This is a genomic window from Nocardia sp. NPDC057353 (assembly GCF_042667085.1).
Lineage (GTDB): Bacteria > Actinomycetota > Actinomycetes > Mycobacteriales > Mycobacteriaceae > Nocardia.
The window spans coordinates 1-25457 of the sequence record NZ_JBHVAK010000049.1; the positions used below are offsets into that span (position 1 = coordinate 1).

The following is a 25457-nucleotide window of genomic DNA, read 5'->3' on the forward strand; positions in this document are numbered from 1 at the left end:
CGCTGTTTCAGAGCCGGTGGGTATGACCGGAACGGCCCTGTTTCGAATCGGCGGAAAACGTCACTGTGCAGCCGTCGCGCCCGGTCCGCTATCGGTCGGCCCGCACGAATTCCGGGCTCTCAGCGCCACGCTCCCGGCCTGAATCGCCCGCCCCGGGGTCGAAGTACCTACCGCCCGGTCCAGGGCTCACAGGCCCGGGCCCGGAACACGAAACGGCCCGGACCTCGATTCGAGGTCCGGGCCGTCCGAACGTCACCACCGCACCGGGCGGTGGAACCGCTTCCTACTTGGGCTTGTCGGCCCACTTGGTGGTGCCCTCGGCCGCGGTGATGGTGTTCACCAGGTCGATGCCCGCGATGGCGAGCGCCGGACCGCCGACGGCGATGGTGCCGAGGATGCCGCCGATACCGGCACCCGCAATGGCCGCCGGGATGCAGCCGACACCGAAGAGCGGCAGCCCCATGATGCAGCCGGTCACGCCGCCCGCGATGGCGCCGACGGCGGTGCCGAGGAAGCTGCCGACCGCGGTCGCGATGCCGAACTGGCTGGCGAACTCGTTCTGCGCCCGCTGGTTCTCGATCGGCGAGGCGATCGACTGGACGTTCACGTTGACCGTGTTGAGCTTCTGCTCGGGCACGGCGGGCTGCTCCTCCGGGGTCAGCTCGAGGACCTTGCCGTCCTCGGAGACCACGGGCTTGACCGGGACCGAGATGTCACCCAGCGAGAAGTCGACCGGCAGCGTCATGACGACGTTGCCCGCCGCGTCCTTGACGTTGTAGAACTCGACCTCTTCGGTGCCCTGGGTCTCCTTGGTGAGCTCGAACGTCCCACCCTTGAGGGTGGTGACGACCGTCTTCTCGACCAGCTTCACCGAGTAGTTGATCGGGTCGGCGGCCGGATCGGCAGCCGGTGCGGGGTTCGCGTACGCGGTGCCCGCCCCCACGGTCAGCGCGCCGACGACCAGCGCGGTGGCCGCGGCGGTTCTCCGGAGATTCAATGCAGTGTCCAATCCATTCTCAGGGGTCGTTCGCGGCCCACTCTCTCCATACGCGAGAGCTCGTCATCCCGGAGCCAGGCGACCCGGGACCTCCCCGAGCAGTGTGGAAATCGGGCACGGCGAACAGAACGTCGTGAGCCTAATGGAACAGGCCGACGGATGCGAGATTCCTTACTATTGCTAGCTAGTTAGCGTGCCCTTACCGAGCTGGCCTTTCACGAAGACATTCACCGTGATCATTGCCCCCGTCCGGGGTGGGCGCGCAGAATTTCCCGTGACATTCGTCACAGGCGTTTTTCGGGTCAAGCCCCAGCAAGACGGGGCAAACAGCCGAATGTCGATCGTACGATGGACAGTGTAAGTTACTGGTGGGTAACTTACCCCGGGTTAGGATACGAGCGATTCGAGTACCGGCCGGTTTTCGGCGCCGGGGCTCGACCCCATGCTCGTGTTGCTTCTAAAGAAAGGTCGCGACATGAATGCCCTGACACTGACGCTGGGCACGATTGGAGCAGCGCTCAGCCTGCTGTGCTGGGCGTCGTTCTTCGGCGGCGTCCGGGACATCGTCCGCGCCATCATGCTCGGGCAGTCCGCGCCCGATCGCTGGCGGCCGTTCTTCCCGCGGTTCAAGCAGATGCTCGTCGAGTTCCTGGCGCACACCAGGATGAACAAGTTCCGCACCGTGGGCTGGGCGCACTGGCTGGTGATGATCGGCTTCATGGGCGGCGCCATCCTGTGGTTCGAGGCGTACGGGCAGACCTTCGACCCGGCCTTCCACTGGCCGATCATCGGCAACACCGCCGCGTACCACCTGTGGGACGAGATCCTCGGCATCGGCACCATCGTCGGCATCACCACGCTGATCGTCATCCGGCAGCTGAACCACCCGCGCGTGCCCGACCGGCTCTCCCGCTTCAGCGGCTCCAAGTTCGCGCCTGCCTACGTCATCGAGACCATCGTGCTGCTCGAGGGCATCGGCATGGTGATGGTCAAGGCGGGCAAGATCGCGACCTACGGCCACGCCAACCCGGCCACCGACTTCTTCACCATGCAGGTGGCCAAGCTGCTCCCGGCCAGCCCGACCATGGTGTCGATCTTCGCCTTCATCAAGCTGATGTCCGGCATGGCCTTCCTGTACCTGGTCGGCCGCAACATCACCTGGGGCGTGGCCTGGCACCGCTTCTCGGCCTTCCCCAACATCTACTTCAAGCGCGAGGCCGACGGCGGCGTCGCGCTCGGCGCCGCCAAGCCCATGATGTCCAAGGGCCGCGCCCTGGACATGGAGAACGTCGACCCGGACACCGACACCCTCGGCGCGGGCCGGATCGAGGACTTCTCCTGGAAGGGCTGGCTGGACTTCACCACCTGCACCGAGTGCGGCCGCTGCCAGAGCCAGTGCCCCGCCTGGAACACCGGCAAGCCGCTCTCGCCGAAGCTGCTCATCATGTCGCTGCGCGACCACGGCCGGGCCGTCGCGCCCTACCTGCTGGCCGGTGGCCGCAAGGATCCCGGCGGCGACGAGGTCGGGCTGGTGGACGGCGACGGCAAGCCGGACGAGGCCGCGATCGCCAAGATCAGCGAGGCCGCGCGGGCCGAGGCCGAGCGGCCGCTCGTCGGCGACCACGAGGTCAACGGCATCATCGACCCCGAGGTGCTGTGGTCCTGCACCACCTGCGGCGCCTGCGTCGAGCAGTGCCCGGTGGACATCGAGCACGTCGACCACATCATCGACATGCGCCGCTACCAGGTGCTGATCGAGTCGGAGTTCCCCTCCGAGCTGGCCGGGCTCTTCAAGAACCTGGAGAACAAGGGCAACCCCTGGGGCCAGAACGCCAAGGACCGGCTCAACTGGATCAACGAGCTCGACTTCGACGTCCCGGTGTACGGGAAGGACGCCGAGTCCTTCGACGGCTACGAGTACCTGTTCTGGGTCGGCTGCGCGGGCGCCTACGAGGACCGCGCCAAGAAGACCACCAAGGCCGTCGCCGAGCTGCTCGCCACCGCGGGCGTGAAGTACATGGTGCTCGGCCAGGAGGAGACCTGCACCGGCGACTCCGCCCGCCGCGCGGGCAACGAGTTCCTCTTCCAGCAGCTCGCCATGCAGAACATCGAGACGCTGAACGCCGTCTTCGAGGGCGTCGATGACCGCAAGAAGAAGATCGTCGTCACCTGCGCGCACTGCTTCAACGCGCTCAACAACGAGTACCCGCAGGTCGGCGGCTCCTACGAGGTCGTGCACCACACCCAGCTGCTGAACCGGCTGGTCCGGCAGAAGAAGCTGGTCCCGGTCGCCCCGGTCGCGCAGAACATCACCTACCACGACCCCTGCTACCTCGGGCGGCACAACAAGGTCTACAACGCCCCCCGCGAGCTCATGGCCGCCTCCGGCTCGACCCTGGTCGAGATGCCGCGGCACGGCGAGCGCTCCATGTGCTGCGGCGCCGGTGGCGCCCGCATGTGGATGGAGGAGCAGCTCGGCAAGCGGGTCAATATCGACCGGGTCGACGAGGCGCTCTCCACCTCGCCCACCAAGATCGCGACCGGCTGCCCGTTCTGCCGGGTCATGCTGCACGACGGCGTGACCGCGCGGCAGGAGAGCGGGCAGGGTGAGGGCGTCGAGGTCATCGACGTCGCGCAGCTCATGCTCGACGCCATCGATCGGGTGGAGCCGGCGAAGCTCACCGAAGCGTTGACGGTGGTGCAGGAGCCGAAGGTCGAGGAGGAGCCGGTCGCCGAGCCGGAGCCCGTCGTCGCCGAAGCCAAGGCCGAGCCGGAGGCGAAGTCCGCGGCTGCGAAGCCCGCCGGTGGTGGGCTCGCCATGAAGGGCGGGAAAGCGCCCGGCGGCAAGGGGCTCGCCATGAAGGGCCCGGCCAAGGCGCCCGGCGCCAAGGCCGCGGCTCCCGCCGAGGCCGACGCTGCCACCGACACCGCCGACGCCGCTGCGGAGAAGAAGCCGGCCGCCAAGGCCGGTGGGCTCGCCATGAAGGGCGGCAAGGCACCCGGTGGCAAGGGGCTCGCCATGAAGGGCGCCGCCAAGGCGCCCGGCGCCAAGGCCGCGGCTCCGGCCGAGGCCGCCACGCCGGCCGACGCCGCTGCCGCCGACACCTCCACCGAAGCGCAGGCCGCGGCACCGGCGAAGCCGGTCAAGGGTCTGGCCATGAAGGGCGGCGGCAAGGCACCCGGCAGGGGCGCCCCCAAGCCGCCCGGCAAGAAGGCCGCGGCCCCCGCCGCCGCTACCCCGGCCGCCGCCGCCGAGGCGGAAGCACCCACCGCCCCTGCGGAGACGACCTCGACGGCCCCCGCCGAGGCGACCGAGAGCAAGCCCACCGTCGCGGCCAAGGGCCTGGCCATGAAGTCCGGCTTCAAGAAGGCAGGCCCCAAGGCGCCGGGCGCACCCAAGCCCGCCGCCGCGACCGAAGCGAAGGCCGCTGCTCCGGCAGAAGCCTCGGCACCGACCGAGACTTCAGCTGCGGCAGAGACCACGACACAGGCGGAAGCACCGGCTCAGGCCGAAACCACTGCGACGGCGGAAGCCGAGGCCCCGACCCAGGCGACCGAGCACAAGCCCACCGTCGCCGCCAAGGGCCTCGCCATGAAGTCCGGCTTCAAGCGCCCCGGCCCCAAGGCCCCCGGCACCCCTGAGCCGGCTCAGCCCACAGCCGAGGAATCCCCCGCCCCCCAGGCGGAAGATTCCCCGAAGGCCGAGGACACCCCGGAACCGGAGGCAAAGGAAACCGCCGCACCGCAGGCCGAGGAAACCTCCGCCCCCGGGCCCGAGCCGGAAACGGAGACCACGGCACCCGCCACCTCCACCAACGGCACGAACGGCCACAACGGCAACGGCTCCACCGGCACACCGCCGCCGACCGCCAAGCCCGGCGGCCTCGGCTTCAAGTCCGGAGCCAAGTCCCCCGGCCGCAAGAGCTGACCCACCCGAACAGGAACGGCGCCCAGATCATCCGATCCGGGCGCCGTTCTTTACTCCGTCTCCTTGGGGTGCCCCGGCATACAACGCTCGAGCAGCACGCGACCGGCAGTCCTACTGCCCTTCCCGGCATGCTCGACGAAGTACCAGAGCCGACCGCCATCCGAGAACTTGTACTGGAACCGCTCGTAGGTCCGCCCCTGATAGGTGCCGTAGCGCAGCTCTCCACGCAGCACATAGAGCCGCCCCGAGATCGTCTCCGGCTCGCGAGTCAACTGATCCCACGCATCGGCCATGGCGTTCCGAGCCGCCGCCACGCAATCCGTCCACCCCTTCTGAGCCTAGTTCGTAATGAACACCAGCTCGAACTCGCCGCGCTTCACCGGCCGCGGCACTCCCCCTCTCCGCTTCACTCCCCCGCCCTCGGATCCGGAACCGGCACCGGCTCCTCGAGGTAGTGCAGGTCGGACCCGTCGACGCGGATCCGCGAATCGGCGTGAGCCGCGGCGGTTTCCCGCCAGGCCGCCAGCACGGCGGTGAGCGCACCGAGCTTGCCGACCGCGAGCCCACCCCTGGCCACGGCGAGAAACTCCGCCACGAATTCCGCCCGCTGCGGTTCAGGCAGCAGCTCGAGCCACGGGAAGGCGATGCTCAGCTTGCCGACAAGCCGGTCGAGCACCTCGTCGTCCATGGCGAGCGCGAGCAGCATGGTCAAGGCGCCGAGTGTGGCCTCGTCGGCGTCGGCGCGCCCAGCATCGGAGAGGCGAACCGGCGCGGCGGAGCGCCGCACCAGCGTGACCTCGCCGTGCGCCTCCATGGTTTCGATGACCCGGTTCGGATCCCGTAGGAACTCCGACCAGGAAGCCGTAGCACTCATAGCCCCATGTTATCTGAACTACTTCAGACAACATGGGGCTTGAGTAGTCCCGAACTCAGCGGGTGAGCTTGGCGTACCTCGCGAGATGCTCGTCAGCGGTACCGAACTCCCGCTGAATAGCCGTGAGCCGCTTGAAGTAGTGCCCGATGGCCAACTCCTCGGTCATCCCCATCGCCCCGTGCAACTGCACCGCGTTCTGCCCGATGAACCGCGCCGCGCGGGCAATCGTCACCTTCGCGGCCGAGGCGGCGCGAGCACGGGCGGCAGGCTCGGCGTCGAGCGCGGCGGTCACCAGGTGCGAGGCGGCGATGGCCTGCTCCAGCTCCATGTACATGTCGACCATGCGGTGCTGCAGCGCCTGGAAGCTGCCGATCGGCACCCCGAACTGGTGCCGCTGCTTCGCGTACTCGACGGTGTCGGCGAGCACCTTGCCCATCGCCCCGACCGCCTCGGCGGAGACCGCGGCGATCGCACTGTCGATGGTCGGCGCGATCACCTCCCACGCCGCGCCCTCGACCCCGAGCAGCGCGTTCGGCGGGAGCCGGAGCCCGGTGAAGACCAGGTCGGCGCCGACCCGGTCGTCGATGGTGCGGTAGGAGTGCACCTCGACGCCGGCGGGCGGGTTCGCGGCGTCGAACTCGAGCAGGAAGAGCGAGATCCCGTGCTCGTCCCGCCGCTCCCCCGAGGTGCGGGCGGAGACGATCAGGTGGGTGGCGAGCGGCGCGCTGGTCACGACGACCTTGGCGCCGTCGAGCACCCAGTCCTCGCCGTCCCGGCGCGCGGTGGTGCCGACGTCGTGCAGCACGTGCCCGGCGGTCGCCTCGGTGGACGCGAAGGCGATCCTGGCGTCACCGGAGACGATCTGGGTGAGCACCTCGTCGGCCCGGTCACCCCCGGCCCGGTCCAGCAGCCCGGCGCCGACGACGACGGTGTCCAGGAACGGCTCGACGACCAGCGCGCGGCCCAGCTCCTCGGCGATCACCCGCAGTTCGACGGCGCCGCCACCGGAGCCGTCCACCCGCTCGGGCAGCGTGGCGCCGAGAATGCCGAGCTCGTCGGCGAAGCCGCGCCAGACCGCGGGCTGCCAGCCCAGGTCGGACTTGGCCGCGGCGCGGCTCTTCTCCAGGTCGTAGCGTGCCCCGAGGTACGCGGCGAGCGCGGAGCGGAGCATCTCCTGCTCCTCGGTCAGGGTGAAGTCCATCAGAGCCCCAATGCTGCTTTGGCGAGGATGTTTCGCTGAATTTCGTTGCTGCCCGCGTAGATCGAGCCCGCGCGGTCGTTGAAGTAGCGCAGCGGCGCGACGGCCTGCCACTCGGCGCCGCTGAGGTAGCCGTCGGCGGGCGGGGTGTAGCCCGCCACCGGGCCGCCCGGCATGGCCGCGTGCGGCTGGTAGACCCGCCCGCGCGGCCCCGCCGCCTCCAGCGCGAGCTCGGTGAGCTGCTGGCTGAGTTCGGTGCCGAGCACCTTGAGCATCGAGGAGGCCGGGCCCGGGTTCTTCCCCGTCGACATGGCAGCGAGGGTCCGGTACTCCAGCACCTCGAGCACGTCCAAGCGGATCCGCACATCGGCGAGCCTGGCGGCGAAGGCCAGGTCGTCGAGCAGCGGGCGGCCGTCCGGGCCCGGCTGCTCGGCGGCGGCCTCCGCCAGGTCCTGCGCCATCACCTGCAGCCACGGCGCAGCGGCACCGCCGCGCTCGTGCACGAGCAGGTACTTGGCGACGGTCCAGCCCTCGTCGATCTTGCCGAGCACATTGCTCTTCGGCACCCGCACGCCGTCGAAGAAGACCTGGTTCTGCACCTCTTCGCCGGAGCTCATGACCAGCGGGCGGATCTCGATGCCCGGCTGGTTCATGTCGATCAGCACGAAGGTGATGCCCTCCTGCTTCTTCTTGCCGCGCGTGGTGCGCACCAGGCAGAAGATCCAGTTCGCCTCGGTGGCGTGCGTGGTCCAGATCTTGCTGCCGGTGCAGACGAAGTCCTCGCCGTCGTCCACCGCGGACATGCTCAGCGCGGCCAGGTCGGAGCCCGCCTCCGGCTCGGAGTAGCCCTGACAGAAGAAGACCTCGCCGGTGAGGATGCGCGGGAGGAAGAACTCCTTCTGCTCCTTCGTGCCGAAGGCGATGATCGCCGGGGCGACCATGCGGATACCCATCGGCGAGAGCGCGGGCGCGCCCGCCAGCGTCGACTCGCTGGCGAAGATGTGGTGCTGGGTCAGGGTCCAGTCCTGCCCGCCGTACTCCACCGGCCAGTGCGGCGCCGCCCACCCCTTGCGGTGCAGGATGTGCTGCCACTCCATGCTGGCCTCGTGGTCCGGGTAGACGCTGGTCGCCAGCCTGCCCGCGCGCCGGATCTCCGGCGTCAGCTCGGCGTCGAGGAACGCCCGCACCTCGTCTCGGAAGGCCAGGTCGGCCTCGGACCAGTCGTATTCCATCTGTCCTCCCGGAGGGTTGTCGCTTCCCGCACTCTAGAGCAAAACTGATGGCGTCCGCCAGCACATGTATTCCGCTGGTCAGCAGCCGTGCAGGGCGAGTTCGGTGAATGCCTTCGCGTACCCGGCGGATTGATAGAAATAGTCCCAGGCCCAGCGGGCCGGGGAAAGGCGCGGGCGGGGGTCGACGAAGAGCAGTTCGCCGTCCCAGCAGTGTCCGAGGATGTAGCGGGCGCGCGAGGTGTGCGGGGTGAAGGTCACCACGATCACCCTGGTCCAGCCGTTCTCCGCGGCGAGCCGGGCCAGTTCCCTGCCTTCCCCGCGGGTGGTGCGCGGGGCGGGGTCGAAGCACGTGACCGCGAAGCTGTACCCGCCGTGGCAGATGCGGTTGATCAGGGGGCTTCCGTCGTACGGGTCGGAGAACAGGACGAGCGGGGCGTAGCCGTCGCGGGCCAGCCGCAGCCCGAGTTCCTCGCGGCCGTCGTGCGCGCCGCCGAGCACGAGGATCGCGTCGGCCGGGGCGGGGTCGTCGCGCTGCGGGGTCACGTAGACGGGCCAGAGCGCGGCGACGCAGATCGCCACCGTCACGCCGAGGAGCAGCGCCGCGCGGCGGAACCCGGTCACCGGGCGATGCTATCCCGCTGCGGGCGCACGGCCCTGGATACCGCTACCCCCGCCGAGCCGTCACCCGCGTCAGCCCCGTCGCGCACGGCGACCCCGTCCGCCGCGGCCCGGCACCGCGCGGCGGCCTGTACTCGCGGAACCGCACGACCTGGGCCGATGCGCGGCGAACCGCAGTAACGGGGACCACAAACCGCGAGATCCCCGCATGTACACCTACTGTTGCCACCCACCTTGCCTCGCTGACGCGGCGCGGCCACAGTCGCGGCTTACCAATCGATCATGCGATGCACAGTCTTCGGAACCGGGTACCTGGGCGCTACGCATGCGGCGTGCATGGCCGAACTCGGACACGACGTGATCGGCGTCGACGTCGATCCGGGCAAGGTCGCCAAACTCTCCGACGGCGTGACGCCGTTCTACGAACCCGGCCTGGAGGCGGTGCTGCGCCGCAACCTCGATGCGGGCAGGCTCCGCTTCACCACCTCCTACGCCGAGGCCGCCGCGCACGCGGAGGTGCACTTCCTCGGCGTCGGCACGCCGCAGAAGAAGGGTGAGTACGCCGCCGACCTCGGCTATGTGCACGCCGTCGTCGACGAGCTGGCCCCGCTGCTGGAGCGCCCGTCGGTGATCGTCGGCAAGTCCACGGTCCCGGTCGGCACCGCCGCCGCGCTCGGCGAGCGGGCCCGCGCGCTCGCCCCGGTCGACGTGGAGGTCGCCTGGAACCCCGAGTTCCTCCGCGAGGGCTTCGCCGTGCGCGACACCCTGCGCCCGGACCGCCTCGTGCTCGGCGTCGACCCGGCCCGCGATGCCTCCGCCTGGGTCGAACAGCAGGTCCGCGAGCTCTACGCCGATCTGCTCCAGGCCGAGGTCCCCTTCCTCTTGACCGATCTCGCCACCGCCGAACTGGTCAAGGTCTCCGCCAACGCCTTTCTGGCCACCAAGATCTCGTTCATCAACGCGGTCTCCGAGGTCTGCGACGCCACCGGCGCCGACGTCACCGTGCTCGCCGACGCCCTCGGCTACGACGAGCGCATCGGCCGCCGATTCCTCAATGCCGGACTCGGTTTCGGCGGCGGCTGCCTCCCCAAGGACATCCGCGCCTTCATGGCCCGCGCGGGCGAACTCGGCGCGGGCCACGCCGTCGCCTTCCTCCGCGAGGTCGACAACATCAATATGCGCCGCCGCACCAAGGTGGTCGACATGGCGGCCCAGGCCTGTGGTGGCTCCCTGCTCGGCGCCAATGTGGCCGTGCTCGGCGCCGCCTTCAAGCCGGAATCCGACGACGTCCGCGACTCTCCCGCGCTGAACGTCGCCGGAATGATCCAGCTCAACGGCGCCGTCGTCACCGTCTACGACCCCAAGGCGCTGGAGAACTCGCGCCGCGTCTTCCCCACCCTCAACTACGCCACCTCGGTGGTCGAGGCCTGCGACCGCGCCGATGTCGTGCTGGTACTGACCGAATGGGACGAATTCACCGCGCTGCGTCCAGTTGACCTGGAGGCCGTGGTGCGGGCCAGGCGCATCATCGACGGCCGCAACTGCCTCGACCGTGACGTTTGGCGACAGGCCGGATGGGTATACGCGGGACTCGGCACGTCGTAGCATTGACGCCGAGCAGGAGCGACTGCCGAACGACCAGTCCTGCCGCAGGCAACGTCGGACGACGACGGTATGTTCGGGAGTGAGTTCACCGTCGGCAACCGGCGCGGGCTCGCATGTCGTGCGGTATTCGACGAGATGGGCAGCGGATGAGTTCGGTACTGGGAGTTTCGGTGGGGGCAGGGGCCGTCCGTCTGGCACGCCCGCTCGCCGGTTCCGCCCCCCAGGCCGGCCCGGCCTATGACATTCAGACCATTCCGACGGGTCGGAAGCCCGTCGAGGAGCTGACCGCCGAGGCCATCGGCGTCACCTGCGAAGCAGGCCCCGACATCGGCGCCACCGCCATCTCCTACCGCAGCGAACAGCAGGCCCGTGCGCTGCGCGCCGCCATGGCGCGGCAGCAGCTCACCAACTACGAACTGGTCCCCGAGGTCGTCGCCGCGCTGGAGTACGTGCACCGCACCGGCGAGATCCGCGGGATCTCTTCCTTGGTCGTCTACGACCTCGGTAGTTCCGGGCTCACGGTGAGCGTGGTCGACGCGCAGAACCGCGAGGTGCGGCACAGCGAGCGCACCAGCGACATCAGCGGCGACTACCTGGATTCGCTGATCCGCGAGCAGCAGATCGCCTCCGGGCGGATCGCGCACCCGCAGGACCCCGCCGGGCTGGCCGCGTTGGATGCGCTCTGCCGCGAGGCGAAGGAGCAGCTTTCCAGCAATACCGCGGTGGCGCTGCCGAGCGAGCAGGGCTTGGTCCTGTTGGCGCAGGAGAACTTCGAGGCGCTGATCATGCTGGCGATCGAATCGTCGGCGCGGATGGCGCGGGACGTCATCGTCCGCTCCGATCGCCCGGTGCACGGCGTGCTCGCCATCGGCGGTTGCGCACGGATTCCCCTGGTAGCCAAGGTGCTCGAGCGGTGGATGGGCGTCCCGGTGATCGTGCCCGCCGAGCCAGAAACGGTCATGGCACGCGGCGCCGCCCTGCTCGCCCGCCCCGTGCGCCCGGTCGCGCCGCCGCCCCCGCAGCATCCGCAGCCCGGGCAGCCGCTCGCCTCCGCCCCCACCGAACCCCGGCTGGACGACGCCGATCTCGCCCCCGCCTGGCTCTCCGCCCCCGCCACGCGCGGGGAACGCCGCGGCGTCAGCGGTGCGGTACTCGCAGTCAGCGCGCTGGCCGTCGTCGCCGCCATCGGCCTCGGGCTCGGGTACGGGCCGCAGGTACTCGAGCGGGACTCGAACCAGCAGGGCGAAGGCGACACCGCGGTCCCGACCAGCAGCGTCCCCCGCACCACCACCCTCGACCCGCAGATCGCCGTCGCCCCCGCGACCACCACCGAGACGGTGCGCGAGTCGGTAGCCGTCCCGCCGCGTCGACAGTCGTCCACCGAGGAGCAGGCACCACCCCCGCCCCCGCCCGGCCCCAACACCTTCGTGGTCCCCGGCCTCCCCCCCATCGTCGTCCCCACCATCCCGCCCCTCTTCCCGCCCCCGCGCTAGCCTCGCTCGTCCACAAGATAGCGTCTGAGCTGCGGCAGGAGCGGCATCACCAAGATCGAGTCCCGCTGGTGCAGCGGTGCGACCGGCGAGACCATGCCCTCCTACATTCCCAGCCGACCGTCTCGGATCTGAATTCGAGCCGGTTCCCAGGCCGATACGCTTGAAGGGCGCTTCAGGTTGGCGTCAGCCGGAGGCTTGCTAGCGCCTCCGTTGTCAACTACGCTTGGAGTCAACATTCCCCGCCAAGGCTAGAGCGCAAGCTTCCTCAAACCGGCGGGCTTTGTTTTGCAGGGGGACTTCAGAGGGGAAATTGAAACCGGCGCTGACGCTCGAGAAGCAGATGGAACTGTTGGCTTCAAGAGGCTTGACCTGGTCCGATCCGAGCCAGGTCAGACAGTTTCTACACGACCACAGTTACTACCGGTTTTCGGGATACCTGAGGTATTTCCAGCGCAATCCCGGTAGAGGAGACAACCTATTTCGTCCTGGCTCTTCCTTCGAGGCTGTCCGCCGCATCTATGTTTTTGATGACGAGTTGCGTCGTTGGTTGTTCGATGGGCTTTGCATCCTTGAAGTGACGTTCAGAGCCCGCTTCGCGTACGCGCTGGCACTCGGCCTCGCCACCCCGGAAGCATATCTGAACGCATCTACATATTCCTCAGGGAAGAGCGACAACGAACCACTTGAGCTGCTTGAACGGATAAAACGCGATTTAGATCAGTCTCGGGAGCCTTACATTGTAAAGTTCAACCGGTCTGGTGAGTCTGTGCCTGTATGGGCTGCTCTAGAGGTATGTAGCTTCGGCACCGTCTCGAAGATGTTCGAGTTGATCAGCGATCCCGACCTCGTGAAGCCAGTAGCCAAGTCGCTTGGTCTGCCATTCACGATTGCCGCAGGCACTCTGCAGAGCCTATCGGTGCTGCGCAACATCTGTGCACATCATGGTCGAATATGGAATCGTGTTGCCACAGTAGCCATGCCAGTCAAAGCGAATTTGAAAACCGAACCCGACCGCGTGTATCACAGGACTCCATGGGCCTGGGTCGTAGCTCTGGGCGACCTCGTCGACAGAATTCAAAGAGACGGTGGCTCGTCTGACCTGAGTTTCTCGGTAGGGCTGCATGAGTTTCTCAACGAATACCAGGATCTGCACGATGGGTTGAAGGACCCTCGGACAACGTGACTCGACCTTTGTGAAGTGCCGGTCGGCCCCGACGTGGGATGGTGAATACGACCGGTATCGCCGGTGGGGCCGGCGGCGAGTGGGGGACGCTGCGCCCGAGCTGGCCGGATACCCCGACGTGCCGGATCTGCCACTGCCGCTCGGCTGAGCAGACCCGCCCTACTCGCGCGAGTGCCGCGACCTCGGCGGCTCGTCGTTCCGCGGCCACCCCTGCGGCGGGGGCGTCGGCGCCCGCGTTCCCTGCGGCGGCGTCGGAGCATCCGCCCAGGACGAACTCGGCTTCATCGGCCGCCGCCGCCCGGACTCGTCGGTCCGAGAAGGAGCACCCCCGGCCGACCGCCGGACCCGCTCCGTCCCCTGCCCGGGCGTCCGCGAACCGGCCCGTGCAGGCTTCTTCGCATCGACCGGCCGCCGAGCCGCGCGGACCGGCTCCTTCTTCCCCCCGAACGGCCGCGCCAGCAACGTGGCGATGATCGTGGTCAGCGGCACAGACAGCGCCAAAGCAATACCACCGACCGCGGACCGCGCGATCTCGATCGCCACCGCATCCCCGACCAGCACATCCTTGAACGAACGCCCGGCAACGCTGAACAACAGCAGCAGCGGCAATGCCCCACCGGCGTAGGCGAGCACCAGCGTGTAGACGGTGCTGGCGATGTGATCCCGCCCGACCCGCATGGCGGCGGCGAAGATCTCCCGCCGCGTCGCCTTCTCGTCCAGCGCCGCCATTTCGAAGGCAGCCGCGGCCTGAGTAATGGTCACGTCGTTGAGCACGCCGAGCGAGCCGATGATGAACCCGGCCAGCAGCAGCCCGGTGATGCTGACGTGCTCCAAATAGGTGGCGACGTTGGTGTTCTGCTCTTCGGAGAGCCCGGTGATCCGGGTCATTTTGATGGTGACCCAGGACAGCACCGCCGCCACCACCATCGAGGTGAGCGTGCCGAGCAACGCTGAACTGGTACGTAGATTCACCCCGTGAGCGAGGTACAGCACGGAATACAAAATGAGCGAACCCGCCACCAGCGCAACCGGAATGGCCGGCTTCCCGTCCAACAGCGCTGGCAGCATGAAGACCACCAGCACGCCGAAGGCGAAGCCGAGGCCGAGCAGCGCACGCAGCCCGCGCCAGCGCGCGACCACGATCACCACCACCACGAACGCCAGCGCGATGATCGTCAGCGGCATCCCGCGCGCGTAGTCGTCGAAGGAGTACATCGGCGTGCCCGACGGGTCCGTCTGCCGGACGATCCGGATCTTGTCGCCGACCCGCAGGTCCGGCTGCCCGGGCCCGGGTGCGATCTCGAAGAGCGTGCGATTCCCCTGGTGCACCCCGGAGTCGATGCTGATCAGCGAACGCTGGCATTCGTAGGCATTGGTCCGCGGCGGTTCGGGGGCGTCGACGAGGACCTTGCCGATCGAGGGGCTGCCGCAGGGCCCGATGTCCTGCTGGACCACCGTCCCGGCCTCGGTCTCCACCGCGCCGCCGCCCGCGTTCTGCATGGGCAGCGGGATCTCGACGTGCTGCTTGCTCGGCCACAGCAGCACCGCACCCGCCACCACCAGGATGCCGATCGCGGCGAGCAGGCCGACGACCACCCTGGCGGCGGTCGCGCCGATCGCGATGGGGCCGGAGTGGCCGTGATGGTGGTGGTGATGATCGCTCACCGGGCGAGCTTAAAGGATGTGGTTGTCATGTCCGCGACCTGCGGGAGGGGTACCGCGAGAGCGGCGGGAAAGGGAATTCGGGAAGGGGCGGCGGAGAGCAGGGGGATGTCTCCGCCGCCCGCGAGCCGGCGGCCCAGGGGGGTAGGCGGCCGGACCCGAAGGCCGGATTGTCCAGGGGGGGTAGACAATCCGACCGGGCACTCGAAGTGCCGAGGCCCACTGTACACAAACGTCCTCGTTTTGCGCTAGTCAGTCTTCAAAACTCGCTTTTATCCATACGTGGAGTTTGTTTCACCCGGGCCAAACAGGGGATTTACTGCCTGTACGAGGACAGGAAGTTGCCGAAGCGCTCGATCGCGACGGCCAGGTCGCGGGCCCACGGGAGCGTGACGATGCGCAGGTGGTCGTGGTGCGGCCAGTTGAAGCCGGTGCCCTGGACCATCAGGATCTTCTCCTGCAGCAGCAGGTCGAGCACGAGTTTCTGGTCGTCGTGGATCTCGTGCACCTCGGGGTCGAGGCGAGGGAAGGCGTAGAGCGCGCCCTTGGGCTTCACGCAGGAGACGCCGGGGATCATGTTGAGCCGCTCCCACGCGACGTCGCGCTGCTCCAACAGCCGGCCGCCGGGCAGGATCAGGTCCTCGATGCTCTGGTGCCCGCCGAGCGCCACCTGGATGGCGTGCTGCGCGGGCACATTCGGGCACAGCCGGGACGAGGCGAGCAGGTCGATGCCCTCCAGGAAACCGGCGGCGTGCTCCTTGGGGCCGGTGATGGCGAGCCAGCCGGAGCGGTACCCGGCCACCCGGTACGCCTTGGAGAGGCCGTTGAAGGTGAGACAGAGCAGGTCGGGCGCCATGGTGGCGAGCGAGATGTGCTTGGCGTCGTCGTACAGGATCTTGTCGTAGATCTCGTCGGCGAGCAGCAGCAGCTGGTGCCTGCGGGCCACGTCGGCGAGCTGCTGCAGCACCTCGGCCGAGTAGACGGCGCCGGTCGGGTTGTTCGGGTTGATCACCAGCAGCGCCTTGGTGCGGTCGGTGATCTTGGCCTCGATGTCGGCGATATCCGGCTGCCAGCCGTTCGCCTCGTCGCAGAGGTAGTGCACCGGGGTGCCGCCCGCCAGACTGGTCATGGCGGTCCAGAGCGGGTAGTCCGGCGCCGGGATGAGGACCTCGTCGCCGTTGTCGAGCAGCGCCTGCATGGTGATGGTGATCAGCTCGGAGACGCCGTTGCCCAGGTAGACGTGGTCGACGTCGAGCTCGGGGAAGCCGGGGACCAGCTCGTACCTGGTGACGATGGCGCGGCGGGCGGGCAGTATCCCCTTCGACTCGGAGTACCCCTGCGCGTTCGGCAGCGCGGCGATGATGTCGCGCATGATCACGTCGGGGGCCTCGAAGCCGAACGGCGCCGGGTTGCCGATATTGAGCTTGAGGATGCGGTGCCCCTCGGCCTCCAGCCGTGCCGCCTGCGCGTTCACCGGTCCACGGATCTCGTAGACGACGTTCTGCAGCTTCGTGGACTGCTCGAGCACACGGGGGGCGGGATGACTGGGGCTCACCCGTCCCATGGTGCCACCATCCGCAACCGGATATCCGGCCCGGCTACCCTCCGGTAGCGAAAGGGTCCTGTTTCGCCGGACTGGACTCCTCGCAGGTCAGCCCTGGCCTCCCGCGATGCCGCGGACGGCGGTGCTCGCGCAGAACTCCTCGATCCGCTCGTCCAGCTCGCGCGCCTCGGCGGCGTCCCGGAAGTGCGGCGCGGCGATCCGGCGGCGGACCCCGCCGAGCCGCTCCTGCAGCTGCTTGATCCGCTTGTCCTCGGCGAGCGCGAGCACCGGCTGCAGCGCCTCGGCGGCGCCGTCCAGGCTGCCGTTCACCAGGTGCGCGGTGGCATTGTCGACCCGGGCCAGCGATTCGGCGCCGTAGGAGCGCTGGTGCGACGGCCCGTTCGCGTACAGCTCGATGGCCTGCTCGGTGGCGGCCAGCGCCGGGTCGGCGCGGCCGAGATCGATGAGGGTGGCGCCCGCGTAGTACTGCGCCTTGGCCGCGCCGAAGCCGAAGACGCCGCCGATCTCGTCGTGCAGCAGGTCGGTGCCCGCGCCCGCCTTGGCCTCCTCGGCGGCCCGGATGCAGCGCTCGACGTCGTCCGCGCTGCCCAGGCGGGACCAGATCCGCGCCTCGATGTTCAGCAGCCGCACCCGCGCGGTCGGCGAATCCGCGTAGTCGAGGCCGCTGCGGGCGAGCTCGACGCCGCGGCGCGGCCGGTCCGACCAGTACTCGACCAGCGCGTGCATGCCGCGGGTCCAGGCGCGCAGGCCGTTGTGCCTGCACAGCTCGCCGTAGGCCCAGGCGGCGCGCACCTGGTCGCCCGCCGCGTCGTAGTGCCCGAGGTCGGTGCTGGCATTGGCGAGCAGGCCGGAGAGGATGCCCGCGAGCAGGTAGAGGTGGTCGGTGTCGGCGGGCTGCTGGCGCCCCTCCAGCAAGCGGTAGACCCGGCGGCGCACCCGCATCATCTCGACCGCCATCGGCACCGGCGGCACGTGCACGTAGTCGTTGGCGATGCGCGCGACGTCGGCGTCGAGCTGTTCCAGCGTGGTCGGGCCCACGTTCGTGGTCTCGGCCCGGCCCGCGTGTTCGCTGGCCTCGTGGGCAGCAGCCATGATCAGATCCCTCTCCGAAACCACAGTCAGCGCATCGCCTCTCAGTGCGCCCGCGTCTATCAGCGCGAGCAGCTCGGCGTCGCTGGAATACCCGATGCGCGCTCCGGCGCGAGCACGCTGCTGATCGTCGGGCTGCTGATCGTCGGCCTTCGCCGTGGGAACGGACGGGCGTTCCTCCCGCGAGTGCTCGATCAGCGCCGCGAAACGCGCCCGCACGACATCGTCGGACCTGGCGAGGGAGGTATCCAGCGCGGCCTGATTGATCGGCCGTGGGCGGACCCGGGCGCCGCCGGCCTCCCACTTCGACACCAGGCGCTCGTGCACGCCGAGATGGGCGGCGAACTCCCGGATACTCATGCGCTTGGCATCGCGAAGGGCCCGGGCCTCTCTTCCTGACCAGTGCCGGACCACGATGCCATCCCTTCCCGCACGAACTCTCCATCCCAGGGTACGGGCGGTTTGTGGGTGCGGCCACAGGGAATTCGCAATCGCTATCAGTGGCAGTGCCGGTGGGGCAGCGGAGGGGCAGCGGTGCGCTGGCGCGGGTGCGCTGCCCGGGGTGCGCGCGCCGCGCCATTCTGGGACGCATGGCAGGCGAGGAGGCGGCCATGGGCGTCGACGAACCGGTCACCGTGCACGACTGGGTGACCTACTACCGCGAAGCGTACGGGCTCCCGGTGGTCGAACGCGGCGGGTACCTCATGCTGCCGATCGGCGGCCGGATCGGGGTGGTGCACGTCCCCGCCGTGCGCGCGCACCGGGTGCGGGCCGCGCTGGATCGGCACGGGTCGAGGGGTCCCGTGCTGGCCAGGCAGATCCGCTGGAGCTTCCTGGCCGAGCCGGATATCGCGCCGGGGCCGCGGGTGCTGGAATCGCTCGGCCGCAACGACATCGGGCTGCCCGGGGTCGGCAGCGCGGTCATGCTGCCCACCGGGTTCGGGCGGTGGACCAGGGAGGGGTGCCACTGGGTGATCCCGCCGGAGCGGGAGGTGGCGTTGCCCGCGCTCTCCACCGTGCTGCGCACCGCGCTGGCCGCGACCGCCTAGCGGCCCTCGGTGGCCTCGACGACGGCGGGCGGGAGCGGGAAGTTCAGGTAGGAGCGGGACGGCGTCGGGCCGCGCTGGCCCTGGTACTTGGAGCCCGCGGCCGCGCTGCCGTACGGGTGCTCGGCCGGGCTGCTCAGCCGGAAGAGGCAGAGTTGGCCGATCTTCATGCCCGGCCAGAGCGTGATCGGCAGGTTCGCCACATTGGAGAGCTCCAGCGTGATGTGCCCGCTGAAGCCGGGGTCGATGAAGCCCGCGGTGGAGTGCGTGAGCAGGCCCAGCCTGCCCAGGCTGGACTTGCCCTCCAGGCGGCCCGCCAGGTCGTCGGGGAGCGAGCACACCTCGAGCGTGGAGCCGAGCACGAACTCGCCGGGGTGCAGCACGAAGGGCTCGCCCTCCGCGGGCTCGACCAGGCTGGTCAGCTCGTCCTGCTGCCTCGCCGGGTCGATGTGGGTGTAGCGGGAGTTGTCGAAGACCCGGAAGAGCCGGTCCAGGCGGATATCGATGCTCGACGGCTGGATGGCGTTCTCCAGCAGCGGCTCGACGCCGAGCCGGCAGGCGGCGATCTCGGCGCGCAGGTCACGATCGGAGAGCAGCACCGGGTGAGCGTATCGCCCGGCCGATCCGGGCGGCTCGCCCCGGGTGCGATGACGAGGCAGATATCCTCGCACCTGTTCACCGGCGCGCCCGTCCCGCCGGTATTCGCCAGCGACCGGAGGTTGTGCCGATGACCGACTCGAACCCGTTCGACCTGAGCGGCCACGTGGCCGTGATCACCGGCGGCAACTCCGGGATCGGGCTCGGGTTCGCCCGCGGCCTGGCCCGTGCGGGCGCCGCGGTCTGCGTGATCGGGCGCAATGTCGAGCGCAACGAGGCCGCCGCCGCGGAGCTGCGCGGGTTCGGCGGGGAGGTGCTCGCGCTGGCCTGTGACGTCGGCGAGGAGCAGCAGGTCGTCGACACCATCGGGCGGGCCGCGGCCGAGCTCGGGCGGATCGACTCCTGCTTCGTGAACGCAGGCGTTCCGCAGACCAGCAGTCCGTTCCTGGAGACCAGCCTGGCCGACTTCCGGTCGGTGACCTCGATCAATCTGGATGCCGCCTTCGTCACGCTGCGGGAGGCCGCCAAGGTGATCGTCGCCCAGGGGGACGGCGGGAGCCTGGTCGGGACCGCGAGCCTCGCCGCTCGGCAGGGGCCAGCGCGCGGGCAGTCGTACGCCGCTTCGAAGGCGGGGCTGATCGCCATGATGAACTCGATCGCCGTCGAATTGTCGCGGCACGGGGTGCGGGCCAACTCGGTGCTGCCCGGGTGGGTGGAGACGCCGATGACCGAGGGGATCTTCGCCTGGGATCGGTTCCGGGAGCGGGTGCAGCCGCGGGTTCCGGTCGGGCGGTGGGGTACCACGCAGGATTTCGAGTCCGTGGCGGTGTACCTGGCGAGTCCCGCGAGTGCGTTCCACACCGCTGACACGCTGCTCATCGACGGCGGGTACAGCGTTTTCTGATGGCGCCGATCGGTGCGGCCATCCGGGTTTCCGGGGGGCTGATGAAGACCGGGGTGCGGGAGACCCGGGAGATCGGGGCGGAGGTCGTTCAGTTCTTCTCCGGGAATCCGCGGGGGTGGAAGGCGCCTGCGCTCGACGTGGCGGATGCTTCCGCTTTTCGGGACTACTGCGGTGAGGTCGGGGTTTCGGTGTACATCCACGCGCCGTACCTGCTGAATGTCGGGTCGCCCGATTCCGTTGTGCTGGCCAATTCGGTTGCTGCGCTTGCCGAATGTCTACGACGAGCCGCTGTTGTCGGGGCGCTCGGTGTGATCCTGCATGCCGGGTCGTCCATCACCCCGGATTTCCGGGACGAAGCCTTGCGGCGGCTCCCCGACGTGCTCGGGCCGCTGCTCGACGCCGCGCCTGCCGGGCCGCGGTTGCTCATCGAACCCACCGCGGGTGGTGGGGCCGCGCTGGCATCCGACAGTGCGAGCACCGTCGAGTACTTCGCGGCGCTGGGTGACGAACGGGTCGGGCTGTGCCTTGATACGTGCCATCTGCATGCGGCCGGGGAGAATCTCTCCACGCCGTCCCGGTTGACCAAGGTGCTGCGCGAGCTGGCCAGGGATGTCGGGCGGTTGGATCTGTTGCACGTCAACGACAGTCAGGATGTGCGGGGGTCGAAACGAGATCGGCATGCGTCGCTCGGGACCGGAGTGCTCGGGACCGCGCCGCTGCCGGGGTTGTTCGGGTCGCCGGTGCTGCGGAAGGTGCCGATGCTGGTGGAGACGCCGGAGGCGGGGGCCGGGGTCGGGCTGCTCAAGGAGCTGCGGGCAGCGCGCGGCGCCACGCGATGAACTCGACCGCCGCGGCGGCCGCCTCGACTCCTTTGTTGAAACCGTCCGGCTGGGACCGTTTGTCCAGGTCGGCGAGGTCGGTGATCGGCAGCACCTCGTTGATCACCGGCGTCAGATATTCGCGGGCTACCTCCGCGAGACCGCGGCCGCAGGCGTCGACCACCATTTCGAAGTGGTAGGTGTCGCCCTTCATGACCGCGCCGAGGCAGATCACCGCATCGAGGGTCGGGTCGCTTCGCAGGAGCAGCGTCACGGCCAGCGGCATCTCCAGCGCGCCCGGCACGATATGTGTCGTTGGTTCCACGCAGCCCGCCGCACGCAATGTCACGCGGCAGGCGTCCGCCATCCGGTCCACCTGGTCCCGGTACCACTTGGACTGCACCACGGCCACTCTCGCGCCGTTCACCGTTGGCAGTTCGGAGGTGTCGGCAGCTATTCGCACCGTCCCACGATATTCGCCGGCAGAGTGCAGCACCTTCAACGACGATGGGCCTGTCGGTCCTCGGCCGATCATGTGATCAACCGGGCGGGAGCGAGTCGGGGATGAAGGGGGAGCGATGGGGATGACACTGACCGAGCCGGAGGAGTGGCCGGGTGGCGCTCCGGCGTTCGAGCTCGACCTGGAAGTACTGGAGCTGATCTCGGGAGCAGAGTTCCGCGTATTCGCCGATTCCTATTGCGTCCAGGACGGGTCTATCGAGTTTTCGATCGGTGTCGAAAACCTCGGCGACGGGCCGCTGCATCTCTATGCGATCGCGACCGTCCCGCTGGAGGTCGTCGCGCACTTCCGGGAGTGGCCGGTGTTCCACGCGGAGCCGGAGGTGGCCGAGGCCGGGATTGCGACGCCGCACCCACCGCTCGGCGCACCGCTACCAGGGATCCGGCTCTTCTCCGTGCGGCTCGCGGAGATGCGGGGGCGGCGGGGGGAGGCTCGCATCCGAGCCCACGGATACCGGGTAGCGGACAACACCGCGTGGTTCTACCTCGACGTCCCGCAGCCCGGGGAGGTCTTCGACATCGCCTCGCTCTCCCTCGACCTGCTGGCGGGGCCGCCGTCGGAGGCCGTGACGGAGGTCAGCGGGCCGCCGTGCCCGCACTGCGGTGCGCCCATGACGCCGATCCTGTACGGCCGCCCGTCCCGGGAAGCGCTCGCGCGCGCCGAACGGGGGGAGATCGTGCTCGGGGGATGCGTCATCGGCCCCGACGCGCCACGCTGGAGCTGCCCGTCCGAGGGGCAGGCCCGCTGAGGGGCGTACTCGACCCATCGGGAGGTGGAGCCGCTGACCGCGAATAGGAAGATCAGCGCGGGCCAGCCGGGCAGGAGCAGATTGATGGCTTTCAGGTCGACGCAGATCCAGATCATCAGCACGAAGAACAGGACCGCGTGGGCGATGACCCACCGCTGCCCGACCTTCCTGCGCCGGAAGGCTGCACACCGCCGTAGATCCCGGACAGCGAAATCGCCAACCCGCGCGCGACCCGAGCAAACTGGCTGGCTGGAAGGGCGGTCGATCAGTACGACCGTGCCTGGCCTGGCCTGGTGGAGCGGGGCCCCATACGGGTCGGGCAGCAGATGCCAGGTCTAGTGGAACTGGTTCGTGCTGAACCGCGCCGTGGTGCCGGGTGGCGATGTAATCACCGTGGGCGGGGCGCCGCAAACCCACATCGCGTGGCGGTGCAGTTCAGGCCGTCGCCAACGGCTCGGACCGTGCCCGGGCGCCGCTGATTCATCGCGACACGGAAGCCACACGGCGCGCTCACGCGACGACCGAACTCGCGCTCAGCACGGGCGGGCGCGCGCGACCGCATCGGCGAAATCGGTGGTGCAGTACACGGATCGGCTCCAGTACAGCACGCCTACGTAGGTAGCCACGATCATCAGCGGCGTCACCATCAGCGCAGCGTTTCGCGGCGGGGCCTTCCCCGACATCGGTCCAGCACAGACGACACGCCGGGCGCCTGAACCGCCCTCGGCGATCGCGCTCAAGGACGGGATCACCCCATCAACACAACCGGGGGATTTGCATCGTTGGGGGGCAGATCTGCTACGCTGGCAACCGCGCTTCGGGCGCACGCCGATGTAGTTCAATGGTAGAACTTCTGCTTCCCAAGCAGATGGCGCGGGTTCGATTCCCGTCATCGGCTCCACCGCCCTGATGGCATATGGCAGCGATGCAACCATAGACTGGCAGAGCTAACCGGGATTTAGCAGAATCCGGAGGCGAGCTTCCTACCGCTACGCTCAAGGCGTATTTCGGCATAATGGAAGCATCAGAACCTCAACTACCCTTACCTAGGAGTTCGGTTGACATCGCTGCAGGATCAGATCGAAGCCGCGCGCCAAACGATCCGTTCCGACGCCTTGGCCATGTCTGTAGGCGAAGTGGCCAACTTGTATCGAAACTCCGAGATCGTCATCAGGCCCGAATTCCAACGTCTTTTCCGATGGGATATTTCCCAAAAAGCCCGGTTGATCGAGAGTTTATTACTTGGGATACCCGTTCCTTCGATCTTCGTGATGCAGCGCGACGACGGGATTTGGGAGGTAATCGATGGCCTCCAACGAATTAGCACAATCTTGGAGTTTATGGGAGAGCTACGCAACGAGTCCACTAAAGAACTGGACCCCCCAAGCGTGCTCGTCGGAACCAAATACTTACCTTCCTTAAAGGGCATGGCGTACGAAGAAGACACAGCTAATGCCTCACACTCGTTCACACCCGGCCAGCGTCTCGCCCTTAAACGAGCAAAACTAGATGTGAAGATCCTCCTCCCAGAAAGTAACGAGAACTCTAAGTTTGAGCTTTTCGATAGACTCAATACCGGAGGAAGTCCTCTATCAGCCCAAGAGATCAGGAATACTCAACTACTGATGCGGGACGCTTCACTCTACAAATGGCTTGAAGGTCTGCGCACTAGCGAAGAATTCAAAGACACCATCCCGATCACAGACCGCCTCCTTCAAGAAGCGTACGACATGGAATTGGTATGTCGATTCTTCGCGCTTTTACGATCGGGAGAAGCCGAACTGCGCGGAATCGAGAATCTTGATACTTTTCTATCAGACAAAATATTCGAAACCATCGACTCGCATGGCTTTGATCGTGGCGACGAGGCTTCTCGCTTCAAGAGAACCTTCACGCTACTAAGGGACACCTTGGGTGAAGACTCGTTCAAAAAATATGATCGAGGCCGCTTTCTTGGCGCCTTCTCAGTCTCAGCGTTCGAAACGATTTCTATTGGAATCGGAGAAAATATCGACAAGTGGGAGAGACGCGAAGGCCGCCGACCTGGGGCTGTGCAAGCACACATCCAACAATGGTGGTCAAATGACAATTTCAGGGCTGGATCCCGGGGTGGAATTCGGCCTTCCACGCGACTCGCTAAGACCCTTCCCGAAGCTCGGAGCTACTTCAAGATATGACCGGCAAAGCTTCCACCGTCGAAGCTTTGTATGACCTCATATACGATGACTTGGCGTGGCGAAGGCGCGAGATAGTACTATTTACTTCTCAAATCGACAAGGTTAGTGCCGAATTCCAAAAAGCTCTCCTCAGATCATCAGTCGCTCTTCTATATGGCCACTGGGAAGGCTTCGTAAAAAACACTTGCACGTCGTACTTGGGATTTCTCGCCACACGAAGACTTACTATGCAGCAACTCCGTCCTGAACTGGCAGCGTTGGCCATCAGGGGTACAATGACTAGTGCAGCCCGCGCCAAGAAGACGAGCCTCCACGCCGAAATAGTGCGCTTGATTCGCGAACGAGCAACGGATCGCGCAAACATACCCACTCATAGCGATGCAGTCCGGACAGAATCCAACCTCTCTTTTCCGGTCCTAGTAGAGATACTCACTTCGGTAGGATGCGACTCAGAGAGATACAACGAATATGAAGACTTGATAAACGAGCAATTGGTAGCTGCCCGCAATAGAATTGCACACGGTGAGTATAGTTTTATCAAGAGGACCGAATGGGATGACTTGTCGCACCATGTGCTTTGGATGATGGACGATATAGCAACCCAGATTTTGAACGCGGCGGTTGAGCAGACTTACTATGCCTGGAAGGCCTAGCAGGTCCTTCTCTTTCTATTAGCGCTACCATTCCCAGGTACTATCTGTAGGTCGTGCGCAGCCTCAAAGAGCGGCGTCGGATCGAATTCAGGTTGCGTAGGCGAGTTTCGTGCGCCGCCGACCCTCGGTCGTCGCAACCGCTGTACTATCGCGCGCAGCCCGCATGCACGCCAGACCTTCCGAATCGTCCGCCCGGAAACGTGCCCGCTCGGGCTTGGACCAACCGGCGGGAGGCAATATTCTTGCTTTCCGATTGGTAGCTCAATTCGCAGCATATCCGGGGCGTTGGGTAGTCACGGATGTTCTAGCAGTCGCTGTCGGCGATGAACACGGCCGAATTCCATGCCGCCCTACTTTTCTAAGATGCCTAGCGCATCAGTTGGTTGATTCTTCAACTGCGTGCGCAAATTGTGGACACGGTTCGATCCGAGGAGTCCCACGATCAACACTAGTCCCGCGGGAAGGCGGCTGCACGGTCATAGCGTCAGTGCGAGTCCTATGACGCCGATAACCGAGTTGGCGCGCCTCGACAAGTTTGCGCATTAGCAGCA

The 25457-nt window shown here is 67.5% G+C and carries 20 protein-coding genes, 1 tRNA gene and 1 pseudogene; 11 read left to right on the plus strand and 11 right to left on the minus strand.

The window, feature by feature from the left end; translation table 11 throughout:
- Window positions 1-283: 283 nt before the first annotated feature.
- Window positions 284-997: a hypothetical protein gene (locus tag ACFUUZ_RS23060; RefSeq protein ID WP_378699444.1), complete on the minus strand. Its 714-nt coding sequence runs from the start codon at window positions 995-997 to the stop codon at window positions 284-286.
- Between the two features lie 475 nt (window positions 998-1472).
- Here ACFUUZ_RS23060 and ACFUUZ_RS23065 point away from each other — a divergent pair, with 475 nt between their 5' ends.
- Window positions 1473-4925 carry a heterodisulfide reductase-related iron-sulfur binding cluster gene (locus ACFUUZ_RS23065; protein WP_378699446.1) on the plus strand — a complete coding sequence of 1151 codons (3453 nt, stop codon included), beginning with the start codon at window positions 1473-1475 and terminating at the stop codon, window positions 4923-4925.
- A 50-nt stretch (window positions 4926-4975) separates the two neighbouring features.
- Here the strand turns inward: ACFUUZ_RS23065 and ACFUUZ_RS23070 are convergent, their stop codons facing one another.
- From ACFUUZ_RS23070 to ACFUUZ_RS23090, 5 genes are all read right to left on the minus strand, one after another.
- Entirely contained in the window at window positions 4976-5218 is a 243-nt protein-coding gene (locus ACFUUZ_RS23070; RefSeq protein ID WP_378699448.1) for a hypothetical protein, read from the minus strand.
- Between the two features lie 113 nt (window positions 5219-5331).
- Window positions 5332-5799 (minus strand): hypothetical protein, encoded by a 468-nt coding sequence (locus ACFUUZ_RS23075; protein ID WP_378699450.1) that lies wholly within the window; start codon window positions 5797-5799, stop codon window positions 5332-5334.
- Between the two features lie 55 nt (window positions 5800-5854).
- Entirely contained in the window at window positions 5855-7000 is a 1146-nt protein-coding gene (locus ACFUUZ_RS23080; protein WP_378699452.1) for an acyl-CoA dehydrogenase family protein, read from the minus strand.
- The gene (locus ACFUUZ_RS23085; protein WP_378699454.1) at window positions 7000-8229 is read right to left on the minus strand and encodes an acyl-CoA dehydrogenase family protein; all 1230 of its coding nucleotides are present in this window, start codon (window positions 8227-8229) and stop codon (window positions 7000-7002) included. The genes ACFUUZ_RS23080 and ACFUUZ_RS23085 overlap by 1 nt, the downstream gene beginning before the upstream one ends.
- 78 nt (window positions 8230-8307) lie before the next feature.
- Window positions 8308-8850: a YdcF family protein gene (locus tag ACFUUZ_RS23090; RefSeq protein WP_378699456.1), complete on the minus strand. Its 543-nt coding sequence runs from the start codon at window positions 8848-8850 to the stop codon at window positions 8308-8310.
- Between the two features lie 279 nt (window positions 8851-9129).
- Between ACFUUZ_RS23090 and ACFUUZ_RS23095 the strand changes: the two genes are divergently transcribed.
- The 3 genes from ACFUUZ_RS23095 (at window position 9130) to ACFUUZ_RS23105 (ending at window position 13128) form a co-directional block, all read left to right on the plus strand.
- Entirely contained in the window at window positions 9130-10452 is a 1323-nt protein-coding gene (locus ACFUUZ_RS23095) for a UDP-glucose dehydrogenase family protein (RefSeq protein ID WP_378699458.1), read from the plus strand.
- 170 nt (window positions 10453-10622) lie between these two features.
- Entirely contained in the window at window positions 10623-11945 is a 1323-nt protein-coding gene (locus ACFUUZ_RS23100) for an Hsp70 family protein (RefSeq protein WP_378699460.1), read from the plus strand.
- Between the two features lie 310 nt (window positions 11946-12255).
- Complete coding sequence (locus ACFUUZ_RS23105) at window positions 12256-13128, plus strand: Abi family protein (RefSeq protein ID WP_378699462.1); 873 nt, start codon at window positions 12256-12258, stop codon at window positions 13126-13128.
- 411 nt (window positions 13129-13539) lie between these two features.
- Here the strand turns inward: ACFUUZ_RS23105 and ACFUUZ_RS23110 are convergent.
- The 3 genes and pseudogenes from ACFUUZ_RS23110 to ACFUUZ_RS23120 form a co-directional block, all read right to left on the minus strand.
- Window positions 13540-14793 (minus strand): annotated as a pseudogene (locus ACFUUZ_RS23110) (YibE/F family protein); the annotation flags it as partial.
- Between the two features lie 313 nt (window positions 14794-15106).
- Window positions 15107-16354 (minus strand): pyridoxal phosphate-dependent aminotransferase, encoded by a 1248-nt coding sequence (locus ACFUUZ_RS23115; RefSeq protein ID WP_378699464.1) that lies wholly within the window; start codon window positions 16352-16354, stop codon window positions 15107-15109.
- A gap of 87 nt (window positions 16355-16441) precedes the next feature.
- Window positions 16442-17803, minus strand: a complete 1362-nt coding sequence (locus ACFUUZ_RS23120) for a helix-turn-helix domain-containing protein (protein ID WP_378699466.1) — start codon at window positions 17801-17803, stop codon at window positions 16442-16444.
- Window positions 17804-18033: 230 nt separating this feature from the next.
- Between ACFUUZ_RS23120 and ACFUUZ_RS23125 the strand changes: the two genes are divergently transcribed.
- A complete protein-coding gene (locus ACFUUZ_RS23125; protein WP_378699468.1) occupies window positions 18034-18492 on the plus strand; it encodes a hypothetical protein in 459 nt (152 codons plus the stop codon).
- Here the strand turns inward: ACFUUZ_RS23125 and dcd are convergent.
- A complete protein-coding gene (gene dcd, locus ACFUUZ_RS23130) occupies window positions 18489-19088 on the minus strand; it encodes a dCTP deaminase (protein ID WP_378699469.1) in 600 nt (199 codons plus the stop codon). The genes ACFUUZ_RS23125 and dcd overlap by 4 nt on opposite strands.
- Window positions 19089-19216: 128 nt before the next feature.
- Between dcd and ACFUUZ_RS23135 the strand changes: the two genes are divergently transcribed.
- Entirely contained in the window at window positions 19217-19990 is a 774-nt protein-coding gene (locus ACFUUZ_RS23135) for an SDR family NAD(P)-dependent oxidoreductase (RefSeq protein WP_378699471.1), read from the plus strand.
- Window positions 19990-20829: a deoxyribonuclease IV gene (locus ACFUUZ_RS23140; protein WP_378699473.1), complete on the plus strand. Its 840-nt coding sequence runs from the start codon at window positions 19990-19992 to the stop codon at window positions 20827-20829. Before ACFUUZ_RS23135 ends, ACFUUZ_RS23140 begins: the two co-directional genes overlap by 1 nt.
- Here the strand turns inward: ACFUUZ_RS23140 and ribH are convergent.
- On the minus strand, window positions 20792-21304 hold the full coding sequence (gene ribH / locus ACFUUZ_RS23145) for a 6,7-dimethyl-8-ribityllumazine synthase (protein WP_378699475.1): 513 nt from the start codon (window positions 21302-21304) through the stop codon (window positions 20792-20794). The two genes, ACFUUZ_RS23140 and ribH, sit on opposite strands and share 38 nt — an antisense overlap.
- Window positions 21305-21392: 88 nt before the next feature.
- Here ribH and ACFUUZ_RS23150 point away from each other — a divergent pair, with 88 nt between their 5' ends.
- From ACFUUZ_RS23150 to ACFUUZ_RS23165, 4 genes are all read left to right on the plus strand, one after another.
- Window positions 21393-22076: a hypothetical protein gene (locus ACFUUZ_RS23150; RefSeq protein WP_378699477.1), complete on the plus strand. Its 684-nt coding sequence runs from the start codon at window positions 21393-21395 to the stop codon at window positions 22074-22076.
- An 827-nt stretch (window positions 22077-22903) separates the two neighbouring features.
- Window positions 22904-22977 (plus strand) — tRNA-Gly (locus ACFUUZ_RS23155).
- 157 nt (window positions 22978-23134) lie between these two features.
- Window positions 23135-24253 carry a DUF262 domain-containing protein gene (locus tag ACFUUZ_RS23160; protein WP_378699479.1) on the plus strand — a complete coding sequence of 373 codons (1119 nt, stop codon included), beginning with the start codon at window positions 23135-23137 and terminating at the stop codon, window positions 24251-24253.
- Entirely contained in the window at window positions 24250-24906 is a 657-nt protein-coding gene (locus tag ACFUUZ_RS23165; protein WP_378699481.1) for an MAE_28990/MAE_18760 family HEPN-like nuclease, read from the plus strand. The genes ACFUUZ_RS23160 and ACFUUZ_RS23165 overlap by 4 nt, the downstream gene beginning before the upstream one ends.
- Window positions 24907-25457 lie beyond the last annotated feature (551 nt).

Coding starts and splice junctions, on each gene's coding strand:
- ACFUUZ_RS23150 (WP_378699477.1), top strand. CDS start 21,393: ATGACACTGACCGAGCCGGAGGAGTGGCCGGGTGGCGCTCCGGCGTTC.
- ACFUUZ_RS23085 (WP_378699454.1), bottom strand. CDS start 8,229: ATGGAATACGACTGGTCCGAGGCCGACCTGGCCTTCCGAGACGAGGTG.
- ACFUUZ_RS23080 (WP_378699452.1), bottom strand. CDS start 7,000: ATGGACTTCACCCTGACCGAGGAGCAGGAGATGCTCCGCTCCGCGCTC.
- ACFUUZ_RS23135 (WP_378699471.1), top strand. CDS start 19,217: ATGACCGACTCGAACCCGTTCGACCTGAGCGGCCACGTGGCCGTGATC.
- ACFUUZ_RS23125 (WP_378699468.1), top strand. CDS start 18,034: ATGGCAGGCGAGGAGGCGGCCATGGGCGTCGACGAACCGGTCACCGTG.
- ACFUUZ_RS23115 (WP_378699464.1), bottom strand. CDS start 16,354: ATGGGACGGGTGAGCCCCAGTCATCCCGCCCCCCGTGTGCTCGAGCAG.
- ACFUUZ_RS23095 (WP_378699458.1), top strand. CDS start 9,130: ATGCGATGCACAGTCTTCGGAACCGGGTACCTGGGCGCTACGCATGCG.
- ACFUUZ_RS23070 (WP_378699448.1), bottom strand. CDS start 5,218: ATGGCCGATGCGTGGGATCAGTTGACTCGCGAGCCGGAGACGATCTCG.
- ACFUUZ_RS23165 (WP_378699481.1), top strand. CDS start 24,250: ATGACCGGCAAAGCTTCCACCGTCGAAGCTTTGTATGACCTCATATAC.
- ACFUUZ_RS23065 (WP_378699446.1), top strand. CDS start 1,473: ATGAATGCCCTGACACTGACGCTGGGCACGATTGGAGCAGCGCTCAGC.
- ACFUUZ_RS23120 (WP_378699466.1), bottom strand. CDS start 17,803: ATGAGTATCCGGGAGTTCGCCGCCCATCTCGGCGTGCACGAGCGCCTG.
- ACFUUZ_RS23075 (WP_378699450.1), bottom strand. CDS start 5,799: ATGAGTGCTACGGCTTCCTGGTCGGAGTTCCTACGGGATCCGAACCGG.
- ACFUUZ_RS23140 (WP_378699473.1), top strand. CDS start 19,990: ATGGCGCCGATCGGTGCGGCCATCCGGGTTTCCGGGGGGCTGATGAAG.